The organism is Pseudomonas sp. MSSRFD41, assembly GCF_014230245.1.
In the GTDB taxonomy this organism is placed as follows: Bacteria; Pseudomonadota; Gammaproteobacteria; order Pseudomonadales; family Pseudomonadaceae; genus Aquipseudomonas; species Aquipseudomonas piscis.
Genome location: NZ_JACKZK010000007.1, coordinates 92,070 through 108,614 on the forward strand (window position 1 = coordinate 92,070; position 16,545 = coordinate 108,614).

At 66.0% G+C, this 16,545-nt stretch carries 13 protein-coding genes; 5 read left to right on the top strand and 8 right to left on the bottom strand.

From position 1 onward, the window contains the following. Positions 1–13 precede the first annotated feature (13 nt). The gene (locus tag H7A76_RS13360; RefSeq protein ID WP_312026255.1) at positions 14–4,306 is read right to left on the bottom strand and encodes an amino acid adenylation domain-containing protein; all 4,293 of its coding nucleotides are present in this window, start codon (positions 4,304–4,306) and stop codon (positions 14–16) included. Between the two features lie 209 nt (positions 4,307–4,515). Here H7A76_RS13360 and H7A76_RS13365 point away from each other — a divergent pair, with 209 nt between their 5' ends. After that, positions 4,516–5,262: an SDR family oxidoreductase gene (locus H7A76_RS13365; RefSeq protein WP_185698929.1), complete on the top strand. Its 747-nt coding sequence runs from the start codon at positions 4,516–4,518 to the stop codon at positions 5,260–5,262. Here H7A76_RS13365 and H7A76_RS13370 read toward each other — a convergent pair. Beyond that, positions 5,206–6,219: a LysR family transcriptional regulator gene (locus tag H7A76_RS13370; protein ID WP_185698930.1), complete on the bottom strand. Its 1,014-nt coding sequence runs from the start codon at positions 6,217–6,219 to the stop codon at positions 5,206–5,208. The two genes, H7A76_RS13365 and H7A76_RS13370, sit on opposite strands and share 57 nt — an antisense overlap. A gap of 340 nt (positions 6,220–6,559) precedes the next feature. Beyond that, the gene (gene yegQ, locus H7A76_RS13375) at positions 6,560–7,885 is read right to left on the bottom strand and encodes a tRNA 5-hydroxyuridine modification protein YegQ (RefSeq protein ID WP_185698931.1); all 1,326 of its coding nucleotides are present in this window, start codon (positions 7,883–7,885) and stop codon (positions 6,560–6,562) included. A 156-nt stretch (positions 7,886–8,041) separates the two neighbouring features. On the opposite strand from yegQ, the gene H7A76_RS13380 reads away from it, so the two are divergent. After that, a complete protein-coding gene (locus tag H7A76_RS13380; protein WP_152899428.1) occupies positions 8,042–9,109 on the top strand; it encodes an AI-2E family transporter in 1,068 nt (355 codons plus the stop codon). A gap of 54 nt (positions 9,110–9,163) precedes the next feature. Here H7A76_RS13380 and H7A76_RS13385 read toward each other — a convergent pair whose 3' ends face one another. The 3 genes from H7A76_RS13385 to H7A76_RS13395 all read right to left on the bottom strand — a co-directional run bounded on the left by H7A76_RS13385 (position 9,164) and on the right by H7A76_RS13395 (position 10,266). After that, positions 9,164–9,346, bottom strand: coding sequence for a hypothetical protein (locus tag H7A76_RS13385; RefSeq protein WP_185698932.1), 183 nt, complete (start codon positions 9,344–9,346; stop codon positions 9,164–9,166). A gap of 118 nt (positions 9,347–9,464) precedes the next feature. After that, positions 9,465–9,659 (bottom strand): hypothetical protein, encoded by a 195-nt coding sequence (locus tag H7A76_RS13390; protein ID WP_022639748.1) that lies wholly within the window; start codon positions 9,657–9,659, stop codon positions 9,465–9,467. A gap of 250 nt (positions 9,660–9,909) precedes the next feature. Continuing rightward, the gene (locus H7A76_RS13395; protein WP_185698933.1) at positions 9,910–10,266 is read right to left on the bottom strand and encodes a hypothetical protein; all 357 of its coding nucleotides are present in this window, start codon (positions 10,264–10,266) and stop codon (positions 9,910–9,912) included. Positions 10,267–10,519: 253 nt separating this feature from the next. Here H7A76_RS13395 and H7A76_RS13400 point away from each other — a divergent pair, with 253 nt between their 5' ends. Beyond that, positions 10,520–11,338, top strand: a complete 819-nt coding sequence (locus tag H7A76_RS13400) for a shikimate 5-dehydrogenase (RefSeq protein ID WP_185698934.1) — start codon at positions 10,520–10,522, stop codon at positions 11,336–11,338. 58 nt (positions 11,339–11,396) lie between these two features. On the opposite strand, the gene H7A76_RS13405 is transcribed toward H7A76_RS13400, so the two are convergent. Together H7A76_RS13405 and H7A76_RS13410 are read right to left on the bottom strand one after the other, a co-directional pair. Continuing rightward, positions 11,397–12,047 (bottom strand): YceH family protein, encoded by a 651-nt coding sequence (locus H7A76_RS13405; protein WP_185698935.1) that lies wholly within the window; start codon positions 12,045–12,047, stop codon positions 11,397–11,399. Positions 12,048–12,255: 208 nt separating this feature from the next. Beyond that, positions 12,256–14,769, bottom strand: coding sequence for a flavin-containing monooxygenase (locus H7A76_RS13410; RefSeq protein ID WP_185698936.1), 2,514 nt, complete (start codon positions 14,767–14,769; stop codon positions 12,256–12,258). 161 nt (positions 14,770–14,930) lie between these two features. Between H7A76_RS13410 and H7A76_RS13415 the strand changes: the two genes are divergently transcribed. Both H7A76_RS13415 and H7A76_RS13420 read left to right on the top strand, forming a co-directional pair. Further along, positions 14,931–15,986, top strand: coding sequence for an AraC family transcriptional regulator (locus H7A76_RS13415; RefSeq protein WP_185698937.1), 1,056 nt, complete (start codon positions 14,931–14,933; stop codon positions 15,984–15,986). 42 nt (positions 15,987–16,028) lie between these two features. Further along, complete coding sequence (locus tag H7A76_RS13420; RefSeq protein ID WP_185698938.1) at positions 16,029–16,538, top strand: DUF1993 family protein; 510 nt, start codon at positions 16,029–16,031, stop codon at positions 16,536–16,538. Positions 16,539–16,545: the final 7 nt, after the last annotated feature.

Here is a 16,545-nt window from a genome sequence, read left to right on the forward strand (position 1 = left end):
GGGGTGGCCGTGGTCACCCGTTGGTCCGGGCGTACCCGAACAATCCGAGATCCTTCAAGCGCCGGACGAACGTGAACACCCAGTCCCGGGACAGTTGGGAGAACTCGACCCGGTGTTCTTGCAGGCGCGACAGGGTCCGTGAGTGGTCGTAGGTCAGGTTGCGTGCCTCGCGCGAGGCCCAGAACAGGCCCAGCGCCACTTCGGCCTGGGTGGTCTTGCCCGAGCGTTCCAGGGCGTCCTTGAGGCTGTGTGCGTGGACCCGCTTGATCGGGATGCCCAGGTCTTGCAGCGAGGCGACGAACAGGTCCGAGGAAATCGCGTAGGGCGAGTCGACGTGGTAGGTGCCGCTGCGCAGGGACGGGTCCAGGGACAGGCTGACGATGCCCCGGGCGACGATGTCCACCGGGCTGAGTACCAGCGGTTCGTCGTACTGCGCCGGTGCGTAGCCGGCATGGGCGATGGCGTTGATGCACTGTACCCAGCGATTGGCATTGGCGTTGCGCTGGAACATCGCGGTCTGGGAGTGGCCGGTGACGTTGCCCGAGCGGTAGATGAAGGCGCTGTGCCCGCGGTACGCCAGTTCCCGGACTATGCCTTCGGCGAGGAACTTGCAGCGCTCGTATTCGTTGAGGAAGTCCTGGCCCACGTCCAGCGCGTCCTCGTCGAACACCACCGGCTCGGCGCCCCGGTAGCAGCCGCTGACGGCCAGGGTCGACATGAAGTGCAGGGCCTTGGCGTGGCCGCTTTCGACGAAGCGCACCAGTTCATGGGTGGGGAACACGATATTGCGCTGCATGTCGCTGCGGCTGCCCACCAGGCGGGTATCGGCGGCGAAGTGGTAGACCGCATCGATACTCCCGGCCAGGTTGTCCCATTGGGCCTGGGACAGGCCGAAACCGGGCTGGCTCATGTCGCCGACGCAGACCTGCACCCGTTCCCGGGGCAAGGCGCTGGCATCGCTGAAGAAGTGGCTCCAGGCGGCAGCCAGGCGAGCCCGGGCTGCGCTCGGGGAGTCCGCCCGGACCAGGCAATGCAGGGTCGCGCTGCTCTGTTCCAGCAATTCGCGCAGCACATGGATGCCGATGAAGCCGGTGGCGCCGGTCAGCAGGATGTTCTGCGCCGCCTTGCCCGGCAGTGCCACGCCATGGCTGCCGATCACCGTTGCGGGGATGTTCCACAAGGCGCCGCTGGAGCTGCCGCCGGACAGCTGTACGCCGCCCGCCGAGGCCTGGCCGTCGAGCAAGGCCCCGCGCAGGGCCTGGGCGAACTCGCCGATCAGCGCCGCCGGGGTGGCCAGGGCGTTGAAGTTCAGGTCCAGGATCAATTGCTCGCCCACCAGCCGGCCGGTGAGCTTGAACTGGTTGATCCGCGGGTTCTCGCGACCGCGCAGCCCGGCGTAGGTCACGGCCGCCGGGCGCAGTTTCCAGTCATCGCGCAGGCCGAGGCGGGTCTTGCCCAGGTAGTTGAAGCAGTGGCGTGTGGCGAACGCCGGCAGCCCGCTGCTGGCATAGGAGTGTCCGAGGTGGGGAACCGCGGCCAGGGCCTGGCGAACCGTGGCGATTGGCTCGCGGGCCAGCTCGGCGGCGTCCAGGGCCAGGGGAAAGGCGGCGGTGAACCAGCCCACGGTACGCGAGATCTCGGTCTGGTCGTCGAGACTGAGGCGCCCGTGGCTCTCGAAGGTCACGTTGAGCACCGGCTCGGGCCATTGCCGGCTCGCCAGGGCCAGGTAGTGGCCCAGCAGGTACTGGTCGATGGACACCCCGCTGCGCGCCGCGCCAGCCATGATGCGCGCGGTCTGCTCGGCGTCGAAGGCGATCCAGGCGGTCTGGGCGTCTTGTTCCTGGCCGGCGGGGAACGGTTGTTGCGCTGGGCTCGCGAGCCGTTGGCGCCAGTAGCCGGCGTCCCGGGACAGGAGTTCGTGGTGGGCTTGCAGGTGCCCGACCCAGTCGGCATAGCTGGCGCAGCGCAGGGGCGTGGCGCGGTTGTCGCTGGTGTAGCGGATCATCAACTCGTCGAGGATCAGGCTCCAGGACACCACGTCCACGGCCAGGTGATGGGCCACCAGCAACAGGTACTGCTGGTGCCGGTGGGTGATCAGCTCGACGAAGAACAAGCGTCCGGCACTGATGCTCAAGCGGCTTTCCAGTACGGCATAGCGACGGTTGACCAGGTCGTCGAGGCTGGCGTCGACGGCCCCGGCATCCAGTTCGGAGAACACCTCGGCATAGGCGGCGCCGGCTTCCGATACCCAGGCCTGGCGCTGGCCGTCGAAGGCGAAGCGCGAGCGCAGCATCTGGTGGGCCTGCAAGACCTGGAGGCAGGCCTGGCCCAGGCGCTCGGCATCCAGGCGCACTTCGGCTTGCACCAGCATCGATTGGGTCCAGCGGTCGGGCTCGCGCATATCCTGTTGCAGGAACCACTGTTGCGCCGGGCCGGCGATGCCCCGGCTGGCCTGCTCGGCACGGTTGTGCCCGGGCTCGACGGGGGCGCTGGCCTGTTGCAACTGGGCCACCAGGCCGGCGAGGGTGGGGCTGCCCAAAAAGGCCCGGGCGCTGACGTCGAAACCCTCCAGTTGCAGCTCGGAGATCAAGCGCACGGCGTCCAGGGAGTCGCCGCCCAGGTCGAAGAAGTCGCTGTCGGGCGCCACGCTCGTTGCCCGGCAGTGGCGGCGGAAGGCGTTCACCAGCTTGGCGTAGGGTTCGTCGGCCTGGACCTGGTCGTCCAGGGCGCTGGCCATGGTCGCGGCGAAACCTTCCTGCAACCGGCGCTCGACGGCCTGGCGGTCAAGCTTGCCGTTGGCATTCATGGGCAGGTGCGCAAGGTTATCGAAGCGCAACGGCAACATGTAGCCCGGCACCTGCCGAGCGAGCCCGGCGCGCAGCCAGCCGTCGCTCCTGGGCGGCCCTTCATAGGCGCACAGCAGGTAGTCGCGCTCGGCGAAGCGGCGATGGACCACCACCGCCCGCTGTTCCAGCAGCCTTTGCAGCGCGCTTTCGACATGTCCCAACTCGACCCGGTAGCCGTTGACCTTGACCTGGCGGTCGGCCCGCCCGGCGAAGTGCAGGCGCCCCTGGTCGTCGAGCCGGACCCGATCGCCGGAGCGGTAGAACCTGTGGCCCTGGAATTCGACGAAGCGCCCGGCATCCAGGTCCGGTCGCTGCCAGTAGCCCAGGGCCACTTGCGGTCCACCGATGAACAGCTCGCCGATGGCTCCGACCGGACACGGGTTGCCCTGGTCGTCCAGCACCCGCAGCTGGCTGTCTCCCAGCGCCCGGCCAATGGGCACGCTGGCGTCGCCCAGTGCCGCCAACTGTTCGGCCAGCACTGGCTGGACCGTGACGCCGACCGTGGTTTCCGTCGGGCCGTAATGATTGAACAGCCGGGCGACCAAGCCGCTGGCCAGGGTGCTGCGCGCCAGTGGCGGCTCCAGGGCCTCGCCGCCGAGCAACAGCCAGCCCAGGGCCGGACGCGGCCCAGGGGCCGCCGCGGCCTGGTCGAGCAGGGTGCGCCAGTGGGTGGGGGTGATCTTCAGCACGTCGATGCGCTGTTCGCCCAGCAACCGATACAGGGCCCGGGGGTCCTTGCGTTCGTATTCGTCGGCGATGTACAGGCTGCCGCCGGTCCAGAGCGCGAGGAACAATCCGGTGTTGCCCAGGTCGGCCGCCAGGGTGCTGACATGGGCATAGCGCAGGCCGTCGACGATGCCCAGCGCCTGGGCGACGCCCTGGCAATAGTGGGCGATGTTGCGGGCCGATACCGCGACGCCCTTGGGCGTACCGGTGGAGCCGGAGGTATAGAGCACGTAGGCGGCTGCATCGCCTCCGGCACCGGTCGGTTGCGGTGCAGGGGCAGCGGCGCGGCAGTTGGCATCGAAGGCATAGCGCAGCGCGTCGTTCTGCGCATCGCGCTGCATCAGGGCGTAGCCGCCCACGGCCAGCACCAGGTCGGCGCCGATCTGCTCCAGGCGCGGGCTGGCGTCCTCTTCCAGGGAGGCGACCTCGACTATGGTGTAGGCGGCGCCGCTGAACATCACGGCCACCAGCCCGACCACCACTTCCAGGCACCTGGGGCCGACCACCGCCACCAGTTGTCCTGCGCCGATACCGCGTGCGCGGATTTGCCCGGCCAGGTCCAGGGCATCTCGTTCCAACATTGAATAAGTCATTTGCCGGGAGGCATCGCTGAGTGCGACTTGTTCTGCCGACCGTGACATCCATCCGGTCAGCCGCTCTATTAGAAGTTCAGCCATTTCCATCTCCGTTATTAGAACTTTCCTTGTGGCCAAAGTGGCCGGCCTGGAAAACATCAACAGATGAGCGAGTTGGCCTGCAGGCTATGCAGCACGGGACCTTGCGTCCAATATCGGCTGCGTATGCTTTTATATGGGCTATATATAAGTTGCCGTTGGTGAACTTCGGTGTTGACGCTTTTTGGAAGTGGGGATTATAAAAATTAGTTGTTCTTTTAACTTTGGCTTGTAAGGTTTCTTGAACTAGACCGGATAAGGAAATCACTATGAAAGGCTTGGCATTGGTAACCGGTGGCAGTCGTGGAATAGGCGCGGCGGTGGCCCGTCAGCTTGGGCTGCTGGGGTATGAGGTGTGCCTGACCTACGAGCACGACGGCGAGGCGGCCCGGCAAGTGGAGGAGGCGATCGGCGCCGCAGGTGGCGTGGCCTGGAGCTGGCAGCTGGACATCGCTTCGCCGGTGGCGGTCATGGCGTTGTTCGAGGCCCTGGATCGACGCCCGCTACCCCTGGCGTTGCTGGTGAACAATGCCGGGATCACCGAAGGTTTCTCCCGGCTCGAGGCGCTGTCCTATGAGCGCCTGGAGCATGTCTTCCAGGTCAATGTGTTCGGCGCCTTCATGTGTGCCCGCGAAGCGGTGCGGCGCATGGGGCGCTCCCACGGCGGGGCGGGCGGGGTCATCGTCAACCTGTCCTCCCGGGCCGCCGAACTGGGCGGGGGCGGGGAGTGGATCCACTACGCGGCGACGAAAGGGGCCATCGACAGCTTGACCCGCGGCTTGGCCAAGGAAGTCGCCGATGAAGGCATCAGGGTCAATGCCGTGGCTCCGGGTTTGATCGAGACAGGGTTGCACGCCGCAGCCGGAAAACCCGAGCGGTTGGCTGAGATGTCCACGGGAGTGCCCGCAGGCAGGGCAGGATTGCCGGAGGAGGTGGCCGACTGCGTGTGCTGGTTGGCCTCAGCCGCGGCGAGCTATGTCACCGGAGCCGTTATCCCGGTTGCCGGGGGCAGGTAGGGCCTGGGGGTCTTCTCCCAACAGGCTGAGCAGGGGCAGGAAATTGCGCAGGGCCACCGAGTTGGAGCTCGGCAGCCAGGCGGCGCTCAGGGGCGAGTGCAGCGGATTGCCGCGAATTCGCAGGAACACGATGCCCTGGCGCTGCTCGGCGCCGACGCTCTGGGGCACGAAGGTCAGCCCCACCCCGGCCCTGGTCAGGCCCAGGGCGGCTTGCAGGTTCTCGATCTGTTGCACGATGCGCAACTTGATCCCCAGCGGCTCGAGGTGGGACAGGATCCGGTCGGTCAGGCTCGGCAGCGGATAGCGCGGATAGAGCACGGTCTTCTCGTTATCCAGGTCCTTGAGTTCCAGGTGCTTGTGCCCGGCCAGGCGATGCCTGGCCGGGAGCGCCACCACCAGCGGTTCCTTGAGCAGCAAGCGTTGCTCGATCGCCGGGTCGTCATCGATCGGGGGCCGGGCGAAACCCATGTCGATGTGATGCTCCAGCAGCGCCGGGGCGATGTCCGCCGCCAGCAGTTCCTTGAACGATAGTTCCACATCCGGGTGGCACTGCTGGAACAGCCCCAGCACTTCCGGCAGCCGGTTGTACATCACCGAGCCGGCGAAGCCGATGGACAGGCGCCCGGTGTGGCCTTCGGCGAGGCCGCGGATCTCCCTGACGCTGGACTGCACGGCGTCGAGGATGGCCCGGACCTTGAGCAGGAATTGGCCGCCGGCCTCGGTCAGGCGCAGTGGCCGGCTCTGGCGCTCGAACAGCAGGGCGCCGAGATCTTCTTCCAGCTGCTTGATCTGTTGGCTCAGCGGGGGTTGCGCCATGTGCAACTTCTGCGCCGCACGGGTGAAACTCAGCTCTTCGGCCACCGCCTTGAAGTAGCGCAGATGGCGAAGTTCCAGGCGATGTTCCATGGGTCTGGGAGAGAATTGGCTGGCGAGCCGATGCAGATTGGAGTCGGACATAATCAAGACATTCCTTTGTATTTATCGTTGTAATTCTGCTACTGCAGGAGCTGCTTTTTCGCGAACGCGGTCTGCTTTCGCGGCCGAAAAGTATAACGTCCCGCATAGTCCCCAGCCGCGTGGGCCGGGGCAGCCAGGCCCGCTGCTGCGGGCGTTTGCGGGCAGCGGCAGGCCTGATTCAACGATATCCGGGCGGCGGCCGCAGACCGTTGTCGATCATGCTTATCAGGCTTTCGTGACGGGTCCTGGGCAGGACCGCGGGGGATGCCCGCAGCCGGCGTGGTTCACGCCGGGCGGTGCTCGGACAGGGGATGGCGGTGGAAGGTGAGGGCGTTGCGCCTCAGGCGCCGATATCGCGCATCAACAGGCCGAAGCGCAGGTCCACCTGGTCGGGAATCGGCAGGTACACGGTATGGCCGTCGCCCGGGGCCACTGCGATGGCCTGGCCCTGGGCGTCTTGCAGCTCATGCAAGTCGAAGTGGAAGTTGCCCTTGGGCGTCATCAGTTCCATGTGATCACCCAGGGCGAAGCGGTTCTTCACCTTGACCTCGGCCAGGCGGTCGCGGCGCAGTCCGGTGAGCTCGCCGACGAACTGCTGGCGCTCCGACACCGAGCTGCCGTTCTGGTAGTTCTGGTATTCGTCATGCACATGACGGCGCAGGAAACCCTCGGTGTAGCCGCGCTGGGCCAGGGATTCCAGGTCGTTCATCAGGCTGCGGTCGAACTCGCGCCCGGCGGCGGCATCGTCGATGGCCCGGCGATAGACCTGGGTGGTACGGGCGCAGTAGAAGTGGGACTTGGTCCGGCCCTCGATCTTCAGCGAGTGCACGCCCATGCGCGTCAGGCGCTCCACGTGTTGCACCGCCCGCAGATCCTTGGCGTTCATGATGTAGGTGCCGTGTTCGTCCTCGAAGGCCGGCATCTGCTCGTCCGGACGATTGGCTTCCTGGAGCAGGAACACCTGGTCGGTAGGGGCGCCCAGGCCCAAGGTCGGTTCGGGCTCGAAGGTCTGGACGATTTCCCCGAGGTCGTTCTCGGTGGCTTGCTCGGCCTTGTATTTCCAGCGGCAGGCGTTGGTACAGGTGCCCTGGTTGGCGTCGCGCTTGTTCATGTAGCCCGAGAGCAGGCAGCGCCCGGAATAGGCCATGCACAGGGCGCCGTGGACGAAGACTTCCAGCTCCATGGCCGGCACCTGCTGGCGGATTTCCTCGATTTCCTCCAGCGACAGCTCCCGGGACAGGATGATCCGGCTCAGGCCCTGCTGCTGCCAGAACTCGACGCTGGCCCAGTTAACCGTGTTGGCCTGCACCGACAGGTGGATCGGCATGGTCGGGAAGTGCCGGCGTACCAGCATGATCAGTCCCGGATCGGACATGATCAGCGCGTCGGGGGCCATTTCGATCACCGGCGCCAGGTCCTTGAGGAAGGTCTTGAGCTTGGCATTGTGCGGGGCGATGTTGACCACCACGTAGAAGCGCTTGCCCTGGGCCTGGGCCTCGCGGATGCCGAGGGCCAGGTTGGCGTGGTCGAATTCGTTGTTGCGCACCCGCAGGCTGTAGCGCGGTTGTCCGGCATACACCGCGTCGGCGCCGTAGGCGAAGGCATAGCGCATGTTCTTGAGGGTGCCGGCGGGGGCCAGGAGTTCGGGTTTGGCGAGGAGCGTCATGGGGCTGTCGGTCGCAAAAGGTCGCGAGGGTAAGGCAGCGCCCGCGGGCATTCATTGACCTGGGTCTATATCCGCTAGAGAAAATACGGCACTTGGCGACCTGGCGGCGGACTAAATCCCAGGACGCCAACCGGCGTTGACCGACCTGGACCGGACATGAATCAGAACAACCTGCAAAACAAGAGCCTGCTGCTGTTGCTGGCATTGGTCAGTGTGGCCTTCATCTGGATCTTGCTGCCGTTCTACGGTGCGCTGTTCTGGGCGGTGATCCTCGGCATTCTCTTCGCGCCGTTGCAGCGCCGCCTGCTGCTGCGCCTCGGGGGCCGGCGCAACCTGTGCTCGCTGTGCACCCTGGGCATCTGCCTGGTGATCGCCATCCTGCCGGTGATCGCCATCAGCGTGCTGTTGGTCCAGGAAGGCGCCGAGTTGTATCGCAAGATCGAGAGCGGGCAACTGGACATCGCCGGCTACCTGGAGCTGTTCAAACATCGCTTGCCGCCCTCCGTGCAGGGCTTGCTGGACCGCTTCGGCCTCGGCGAGCTCCAGGGCTTGCAGGAAAAGGTGGCCAAGGGGGCGATGCAGGGCAGTCATTACCTGGCGACCCAGGCGTTCAGCTTCGGCCAGGGCACCTTCGAATTCCTGGTGGGCTTCTCCGTCATGCTCTACCTGCTGTTTTTCTTCCTGCGCGATGGCCCGGAGCTGGTGCGCAAGATCCGCGCCGCGGTACCGCTGGCGGAATACCAGAAGCGGCGCCTGCAATTGAAGTTCACCCGGGTGGTGCGGGCCACGGTCAAGGGCAATGTGCTGGTGGCGGTGACCCAGGGCGCCCTGGGCGGGTTGATCTTCTGGTTCCTCGATATTCCCAGCGTGTTGCTGTGGGCGGTGCTGATGGCCTTTCTGTCGCTGTTGCCGGCAGTGGGCGCGGGGCTGGTCTGGGGGCCGGTGGCGGTGTACTTCCTGCTCAGCGGGGCCATCTGGCAGGGCGTGGTGCTGGGCCTGTTCGGGGTGCTGGTGATCGGCCTGGTGGACAACCTGCTACGACCGATCCTGGTGGGCAAGGATACCCGGATGCCGGATTACCTGATCCTGGTCTCGACCCTGGGCGGCCTGGCGATCTTCGGCCTCAATGGTTTCGTCATCGGCCCCTTGATCGCCGCGTTGTTCCTGTCCAGCTGGGGCCTGTTCGTCGAGACCCGGCCACGGGCGCGCTTGCCCTTGCCCTGAACGGCCTGGTGCCGGGGCTGCGGGACATCGTTCTTGCAGTCAACGTTCAGGCAGCTAGGCGTGCACTGGCTGGCGATCCAGTTGCCGGGAAAGGGCCTGGGCGGCGGTTAATGAAGCCAGGGGGCCGCTGACGGTCTCGCCATCGCGGACCAGGTACCAGCAGGCGAGCAAGCCCGATTCCCGCAGTGGGGCGGGGACGGCGCTGCCGACGACGGACATGATCTGAACCTTGGGCATGGGAAGCTCCTTTATGGGAGCGGTTACCTTACAAAGTGCCCAGTGCTACGAAAAATCACCCGGATCGATAATGGACATCGATGGCTGGGCAGGATATTCACCCACGGCGCGCGCGGGATCAGTCCACGACCTGGTCGAGCATCTGCAGCACCTCATGCTCGTTGAGCAGGCCCTTGCGCACCAGATTCTGGGTCAGCAGGGACAGGAACTTGGCGTTGCGATGGCCTTCCAGGTGCTTGAGCTCGGTCAGGGCGTCATACACCCGGCTGGAGGTGCAGAGGCCGGCAACGCGGTGCGGATTTTGCGTAGGCATGGGGAGCGTCCTTGTTGTTATGGGCGTGGGGCGATCGGACTGGATCGATCTTGCAGCCCTGGGATGACACAAACATGACCATCCCATGTCGCCCGGGGCATCCTTGGGATCGGCACACTATTGCCGGATTTGAACGCAAGTACTGTTCCAGCCACGACATTCTGCAGAATTATTCAGACATTCGGCCGGAGCCGGAATGCAACAGGCCCCGCCTTGGAGGGCGGGGCCTGTCGTTTGATCCTGCTGCCCCTTACCAGCGGCCAGGGCCGTAGTAGTAATGAGGATGGCCGTAGTAGCCACGGGGTGGCCCGTAGTAGACCGGTGCCGGGCGATAGTAGATCGGCTGTTGCACATAGACCGGTGCCGGTTGGTAGTAGACCGGAGGGGGCGGTGGGGCGGCGTACACCGGGGCTGGTTGCACATACACCGGGGCCTGTTGCACGTAGACCGGGCGATCCTGGTTGGCGACCACCGAACCCACGACGGCTGCGCCGACGACCGCACCCAGCGCGGCGGGCCCGGCCCAGCCACCGCCATGGGCGGATGCCTGGCCGGCGACAGCGAGTGCACCAATGAGCAGGGCTAGCTTGGGGATTTTGGAGATCATGGTTTTTCCTCGGTTCAACCCCTGCGTTTATGGTCTGCACCAGACTCGAGAACTGACGCGGGGATACTTCTAAGACAGTGGTTATCGCAAAATCTGCACAGCCGTTGAGTAAATGTTGTGTAAGGTCTGTACCGGTCTCTTTACCGTTATCCCTGGACGGCTAGAGCCCTTTGAACAAGCGCCGATATGATCGGGCACAAGCGGCTGGCCGACCAATCCCGTCTATCCGAAAGTGCCCGGCGAGGAGATGAAGATGCAAATGAACCCCAATAAAGACACCCAGTTGTGCATGTCGTTGTCCGGGCGTCCGGGGAACTTCGGCCTGCGCTTTCACAATCACCTGTATGAGCAACTGGGGCTGAACTTCTACTACAAGGCCTTCAGCAGCCAGGACCTGCCGGGTGCGGTCGGTGGGATCCGGGCCCTGGGTATCCGTGGCTGCGGTGTATCCATGCCGTTCAAGGAAGACTGCATCGCCCTGGTGGACGAGCTGGACGACTCGGCCCGGGCCATTGCCTCGATCAACACCATCGTCAACACCAACGGTCATTTGAAGGCCTATAACACCGACTACATTGCCGTGGCGCAGTTGCTGGCGGCCCATGCGGTGCCCAAGGACTGCACCTTCGTCCTGCGCGGCAGCGGTGGCATGGCCAAGGCGGTGGCCAGTGCCTTGCGCGACGGCGGTCATGCCCATGGCGTGATCGTGGCCCGCAACGAGGTGGCCGGCCGTGCCCTGGCCCGCTCCCTGGGCTACCAGTGGCAGGCGGAGCTGGGCAGCCTGCGTCCGCGGATGCTGGTCAACGTCACGCCGATCGGCATGAGCGGCGGCCCCGAGGCGCAGCAACTGGCCTTCGAGGCCGAGGCCATCGCCGCGGCGGATATCGTGTTCGATGTGGTGGCGGTCCCGGCCGAGACGCCGTTGATCGTACAGGCCCGGGCTGCGGGCAAGCAGGTCATCACCGGGCTTGAAGTGATTGCCATCCAGGCCCTGGAGCAGTTCGTGCTGTACACCGGCGTACGTCCGAGCGAAGAGCAGTTCCAGCAGGCCGTGGCCTTCGCCCGGGCTTGAAGGGGCCGGTGAGCCGAAGGCGCGCGAAGTGGTCGCAACCTTCGGCAGTGGCCGAGGCCTAGCCTTCCAGGCGGGCCAGGCGTTCTTCGAGGGCGGCGACCCGCGCTTCCAGTTCTTCGATGCGCTCCAGCGACACATTGGCGCCGCTGCTGCGCTCCACCGGGTTGCCACGGGCGGCGAGGATCGCCTCGATGTCCGCCGGGTCACCCAGGGCATGGGTGTAGCGGTCTTCGCGCTGGCCGGCCTGGCGCGGCAGGTGCAAGGCCAGGCCGCGGGCCACCAGGCGCTCGAGCTGGTGCAGGACCTGCTCGCTGTCTTCGAAGTCGTGCATGCGCCCGCTGCGGCTCAGCAGTTCGTTCACGGTCTGTGGGCCACGCAGGAACATCAGGCCACAGAGGATCAACTGCGCCGGTACCAGTTCCAGGGCTTTTTCCAGGCGCTGCTCCCAGCGGTCGGCGCGGCTGCCCATCTGCAGGCGAGTGAAACCCTGGGCCTCCAGGCTGCGCAGGCTCTGGCCGACCTGGCCCGGGGTCAGGTTCATCACCGGCTCGCGGCTAGTCTTCTGGTTGCAGGCGATGACCAGGGCGTTGAGGGTCAGGGGATAGGTTTCCGGGTTGGTGGCCTGCTTTTCGATCAACGAACCCAGGATGCGGATTTCCGTGCTGCCAAGACGCAGGGGTTCGCTGGAGGTTTCGTGTTCGCTGCTCATGAGTACTGCTCCCTTGGTGTCTGATGGAAAGACGCGTGGATAGCCCGCTCAGGTCGCCTGCTGGGTACTGGGGGTATCCACGGCCATGACGGCCGCTTTCGAGGGGCTCTGTTTTACCCGCAGAAGCGGTTCCTGGCCATCAGAACTTGGTGACAGGCATGCAACCGGGTGGCGGGCCACGCCTGGGCGAGGGCGTGGCCGCTGGCGGTCAACCGGGTTGTGCTTGCGTAGACACTTTTGCCGTCGCAGGTGACCGGCGGGCATCGGCTGCGGGCGGTTGCTCCAGGCACTGGCCGGCGAAGCGCGCCAGGGTGCGCAGGGCATTCCTGGCCGAGCGCAGGTAGAAGGCCTGCAGTTGGAAGACATGCCAGCGCTCGTGGTGAATCTCCAGCTCGCAAGGCACCCCGCAGGCCCGGGCGTGCTCGGCCAGGCGGCAGGCGTCGGACAGCAGCAGCTCCTGGTCACCCACCTGCACCAGCATCGGTGGCAGGCCGTCCAGCTCGGCCTCCAGGGGGCGGTGCAACAGGCCTTGATCGGGCGCGCCATAGGCTTGCAGGGCCTGTTCCAGCCAGTCGCGGCGAATCATCGGGTCCACGCCGTGGCGGCTCTGCAAGCTGGGGCCAGCCAGGGTCGGGTCGGTGACTGGCGACAACAGCATGAGCCCGGCGGCGATGCCGTCGCCCCGTTCCTTCAAGGCCAGGGCCAGGGCCAACGCCAGCGCACCCCCGGCGGAGTCGCCGGCGATCAGCAGTTGTTCGGCCGGGCAACCCTGGGCGCGGATCGCGTCATAGCAGGCCAGGCAGTCGTCCAGCCCCGCCGGGTAGGGGTGCTCCGGGGCCAGTCGATAGTCGGGGACCCAGACGGCACAGCCGCTTTCCTTGGCCAGGCGGCTGGTGACGCTGTAGTGGGTATCCGGGCTGCCGAGGCAGAACGCGCCGCCGTGCAGGTAGAGGATCGTGCCCCTGGCGGCAGTGGCCTTGGGTTCGATGATCTGCACCGGTACCCGGCCCAGGTGCGTGCGCCGCCGAGCGACCCCCAGGGCTGGCGGCATCAGCCAGGACAAGCCGGCGACGAGCTTGCGCTGGCTGGCCAGGGCCCGTGGCGGGCCGATCAGGGCCCTGAAGGTGCAGCGCAGGAACAGCCTGAGGAAGGCCGCGTTGGCCCGCTCCAGCCAGTCCCGGGGGGCGGCGATGCTGCGCCCGCTCGCCGGCGAGGCCGGGTCCAGCGGGCTGGAGAGTTGGTAGGCCGCCAGCCCGGCGTATCGCGCCAGCCAGCGATAGGTGAAGGTGAAGCCGGGCCAATTGGTGCTGTTGTGACCTTGCTCGTCCACATACCAGCTCTTGCAGCCGCTCCACACCGAGTTGGCCAGGCGTTGCTGGATCCGCAGCTGGAAGCGCCGGTGCGGGCGCTCATCCACTTCCACGGTGCGGGCGCCGCTGGCCAGCAGGGCCTGGCGAGCCTTCAGCACATGGGCGATCTGGCTTTCCAGCATATGGATGATGGAGTTGTGGCCCAGGTTGGTGTTGGGGCCGTAGAGCATGAAGAAGTTCGGGAAGCCGGGCACGCTGAGCCCCAGGTAGGCGGCCGCGCCCTGTTGCCAGGCCTGGTTCAGGTCGAGCCCGTTGCGGCCGGTGATGCGCATCGGCGAGAGAAACTCGGTGGCTGCGAAGCCGGTGCCGTAGATGATCGCATCCACCTCGTGCTGCTCGCCGTCCTGAGTCTGGATACCGTGCTCGGTGATGCGCTTGATGCCCTGGGTCAGCAATTGCACATGGGCTTGGTCGAAGGTGGCCAGGTAGTCGTTGGACAGCAGGATGCGCTTACAGCCGATGGGATAGTCCGGGGTCATCTGGCGGCGTAGCCGCGGGTTGGACACCGAAGTCTCCAGCAACTTCTGGAAAGGCCGGCCCACGGCCCAGCGCATCAGGCCGCGCAAGCGGGTGAAACCCAGGGCGCGGGACTCGAAGTGCAGGTAATGGCCGGCGCGCACCAGCTTCATCCACAGCGGGTAGCGGGCGAAACGCTGTTTTTCCCGGGGACTGTAGGGACGGTCGGCCTTGGCCATGATGTAGGCCGGCGAGCGCTGGAAGACTTTCAGCGCCGCGACCTGGGCGGCGACCTGCGGCACGAACTGGATCGCCGAGGCCCCGGTGCCGATCACTGCGACCCGCTTGCCGGCCAGGGAGTAGTCGTGGTTCCAGGTGGCGGAGTGGAATACCTGGCCGGCGAAGCTCTGCATGCCCGCCAGCTTCGGCAGCATTGGACGGCTCAGTTGGCCGGTGGCGCTGATCAGCAGGCGCGCCAGCAGCACCTGGCCGTCGTTGCAGGTCACCTGCCAGCAGCCCAGCTCCTGGTCGAAGCTGGCCTGGCGGACCTCGGCGCCGAACCGGATGAACGGTTCCAGGCCATGGCTTTTGGCGCAGTGCCGCAGGTAGGCGTGGATTTCCGCCTGGGGGGCGAAGGTCCGGGACCAGTGGGGATTGGGCTCGAAGGAAAACGAGTAGAGGTGCGAGGGCACGTCGCAGGCGGCCCCGGGATAGCTGTTGTCGCGCCAGACTCCGCCGACGTCCTGGCCTTTCTCCAGAATGACGAAGCGGCTGGCCCCAGCCTTGCGCAGGGCGATGCCCATGCCCAGGCCACCGAAGCCGGCGCCGATGATGATGGCCTCCAGGGGCTGGCTGGCGTCGGGTGCGGAGTTCGAAGCAGTGGTGGATGCTGGCATGACGACCTCGTTGTTATTGTTGTGGTGGGATGTGGCCACTTCCCGAGGGGAGACTACGAGCCGGGTGGAGCAAGCATGCAGGCAATCCGGCGCCGACCCCATGCTGGAAGGGGACAAGTGCTTTAGTATTTGGGCCAAAGCATGCTGCGACGAGCTGGCCCATGAACATTCAGTCATTCACCCGCGGATCCTCCAGTGCCCTGTTGCTGGTGAACTTCGGCCTCGAGCGGGGCCTGACGCAGACGCGCCTGTTGGCCGGCTCGGGCCTGTCCCTGGAGCAACTGCAGGACCCCAACAGCCTGTTGTCGGCGGCCCAGGAGTTGCGGCTGGTGGGTAACTTGCTGGCTTTGCTGGGGCACCCGCCGGGGCTGGGCCATGAGGTGGGCCTGCGCTATCACTTCTCCACCTATGGCTTGTTCGGCTATGGCCTGATCAGCAGCGCGACCCCGGCCGACGCCTTGCGCCTGGCCCTGCGCTTCTTGCCCCTGACCTATGCCTTCGCCTCTATCGGTTACCACCAGGAGCCCGGCCTTGGGGTGCTGACCTTTGGCGAGCCGGCGGTGGCGGACGAGCGGGTGCGGACGTTCCTGCTGGAGCGGGACATGGCCGCGGCGGCGGTATTGATGAAGGAAATCGTCGGCCAGGATTTTCGCCTGCTGCGGCTGACCCGCCGTGGTGCGCCGCCGGTTCGCCATGGCGTGGATGACGCCCGTGGGATCTTCGGCCTGGTCCCGGAGTTTCGCGCGGCCGATCATGCCCTGGCGTTCGACCGGCGCTTGCTCCAGCGTCCCTTGCCCCAGGCCAATCCGGTCACGGTATCGATGTGCGAGCAGATGTGCGCGCAGTTGCTGGAGCGTCGGCAGGCGCCCCAGGGCAGCGCCGCGCAGGTGCGTCTGCAACTGGACGCGCAGCCCGCCGGCAGCGTGCCGGACCTGCCGGGCATGGCCCGCCTGATTCACACCAGCGTGCGCACCCTCAAGCGGCGTTTGCAGGAGGAGGGCACCAGCTATCGCCAGTTACTGGCCGAGCAGCGTGGGGCCCGGGCGCTGGAGTTGCTGGCCAATCCCGCCTTGAGCCTGGGCCAGATCGCCGAGCGTTTGGGCTTCAGCGACCTGTCGAGTTTTTCCCAGAGCTTCAAGCGCTGGTTCGGCGTGGCCCCCAGCGTCTACCGCCAGAGCATTGCGCAAGACGCACCGGGTCACGGCCTGGGGCTATAATCCGCGCTCGCTGTATTCCCATCACCGTTGATCGAGACTGTCATGACCATTTCCCTGCACGCCGCTTCCGTTCCTGTTTTCAAGCAGATGCTCAAGGCCCTGAGCGATGTGTTGCACAAGGCCGAGGCCCATGCCACGGCGAAGAACATCGAGCCTGCGGCCTTGCTCCAGGCGCGTTTGTATCCGGACATGTTCCCGCTGGTGCGCCAGGTACAGATCGCCGTGGACTTCGCCAAGGGTGTTTCCTCGCGCCTGGCCGAGATCGAGCTGCCCAAGTATGACGACAGCGAAACCACCTTCGCCGAGCTCCAGGCGCTGCTGGCCAAGGTCCTGGCCTTCCTCGACACCATCCAGCCGACCCAGGTCGACGGCAAGGAAGGCATCGAGATCGTCACCCGCCCGGGTACTCCGAAAGAGAAGCGCTTCAGCGGCCAGTCCTACCTGCTGAGCTACGGCCTGCCGCAGTTCTTCTTCCACGTCACCACCACCTACGCCATCCTGCGCCACAACGGCGTGGAAGTGGGCAAGCGTGACTACATGGGCGCCTTCTGATCCCGCT

What these genes read in the sequence shown, in the direction of transcription:
- H7A76_RS13360 (WP_312026255.1), bottom strand. Translation starts at nt 4,306, where the DNA reads ATGTTTTCCAGGCCGGCCACTTTGGCCACAAGGAAAGTTCTAATAACG.
- H7A76_RS13365 (WP_185698929.1), top strand. Translation starts at nt 4,516, where the DNA reads ATGAAAGGCTTGGCATTGGTAACCGGTGGCAGTCGTGGAATAGGCGCG.
- H7A76_RS13370 (WP_185698930.1), bottom strand. Translation starts at nt 6,219, where the DNA reads ATGTCCGACTCCAATCTGCATCGGCTCGCCAGCCAATTCTCTCCCAGA.
- yegQ (WP_185698931.1), bottom strand. Translation starts at nt 7,885, where the DNA reads ATGACGCTCCTCGCCAAACCCGAACTCCTGGCCCCCGCCGGCACCCTC.
- H7A76_RS13380 (WP_152899428.1), top strand. Translation starts at nt 8,042, where the DNA reads ATGAATCAGAACAACCTGCAAAACAAGAGCCTGCTGCTGTTGCTGGCA.
- H7A76_RS13385 (WP_185698932.1), bottom strand. Translation starts at nt 9,346, where the DNA reads ATGCCCAAGGTTCAGATCATGTCCGTCGTCGGCAGCGCCGTCCCCGCC.
- H7A76_RS13390 (WP_022639748.1), bottom strand. Translation starts at nt 9,659, where the DNA reads ATGCCTACGCAAAATCCGCACCGCGTTGCCGGCCTCTGCACCTCCAGC.
- H7A76_RS13395 (WP_185698933.1), bottom strand. Translation starts at nt 10,266, where the DNA reads ATGATCTCCAAAATCCCCAAGCTAGCCCTGCTCATTGGTGCACTCGCT.
- H7A76_RS13400 (WP_185698934.1), top strand. Translation starts at nt 10,520, where the DNA reads ATGCAAATGAACCCCAATAAAGACACCCAGTTGTGCATGTCGTTGTCC.
- H7A76_RS13405 (WP_185698935.1), bottom strand. Translation starts at nt 12,047, where the DNA reads ATGAGCAGCGAACACGAAACCTCCAGCGAACCCCTGCGTCTTGGCAGC.
- H7A76_RS13410 (WP_185698936.1), bottom strand. Translation starts at nt 14,769, where the DNA reads ATGCCAGCATCCACCACTGCTTCGAACTCCGCACCCGACGCCAGCCAG.
- H7A76_RS13415 (WP_185698937.1), top strand. Translation starts at nt 14,931, where the DNA reads ATGAACATTCAGTCATTCACCCGCGGATCCTCCAGTGCCCTGTTGCTG.
- H7A76_RS13420 (WP_185698938.1), top strand. Translation starts at nt 16,029, where the DNA reads ATGACCATTTCCCTGCACGCCGCTTCCGTTCCTGTTTTCAAGCAGATG.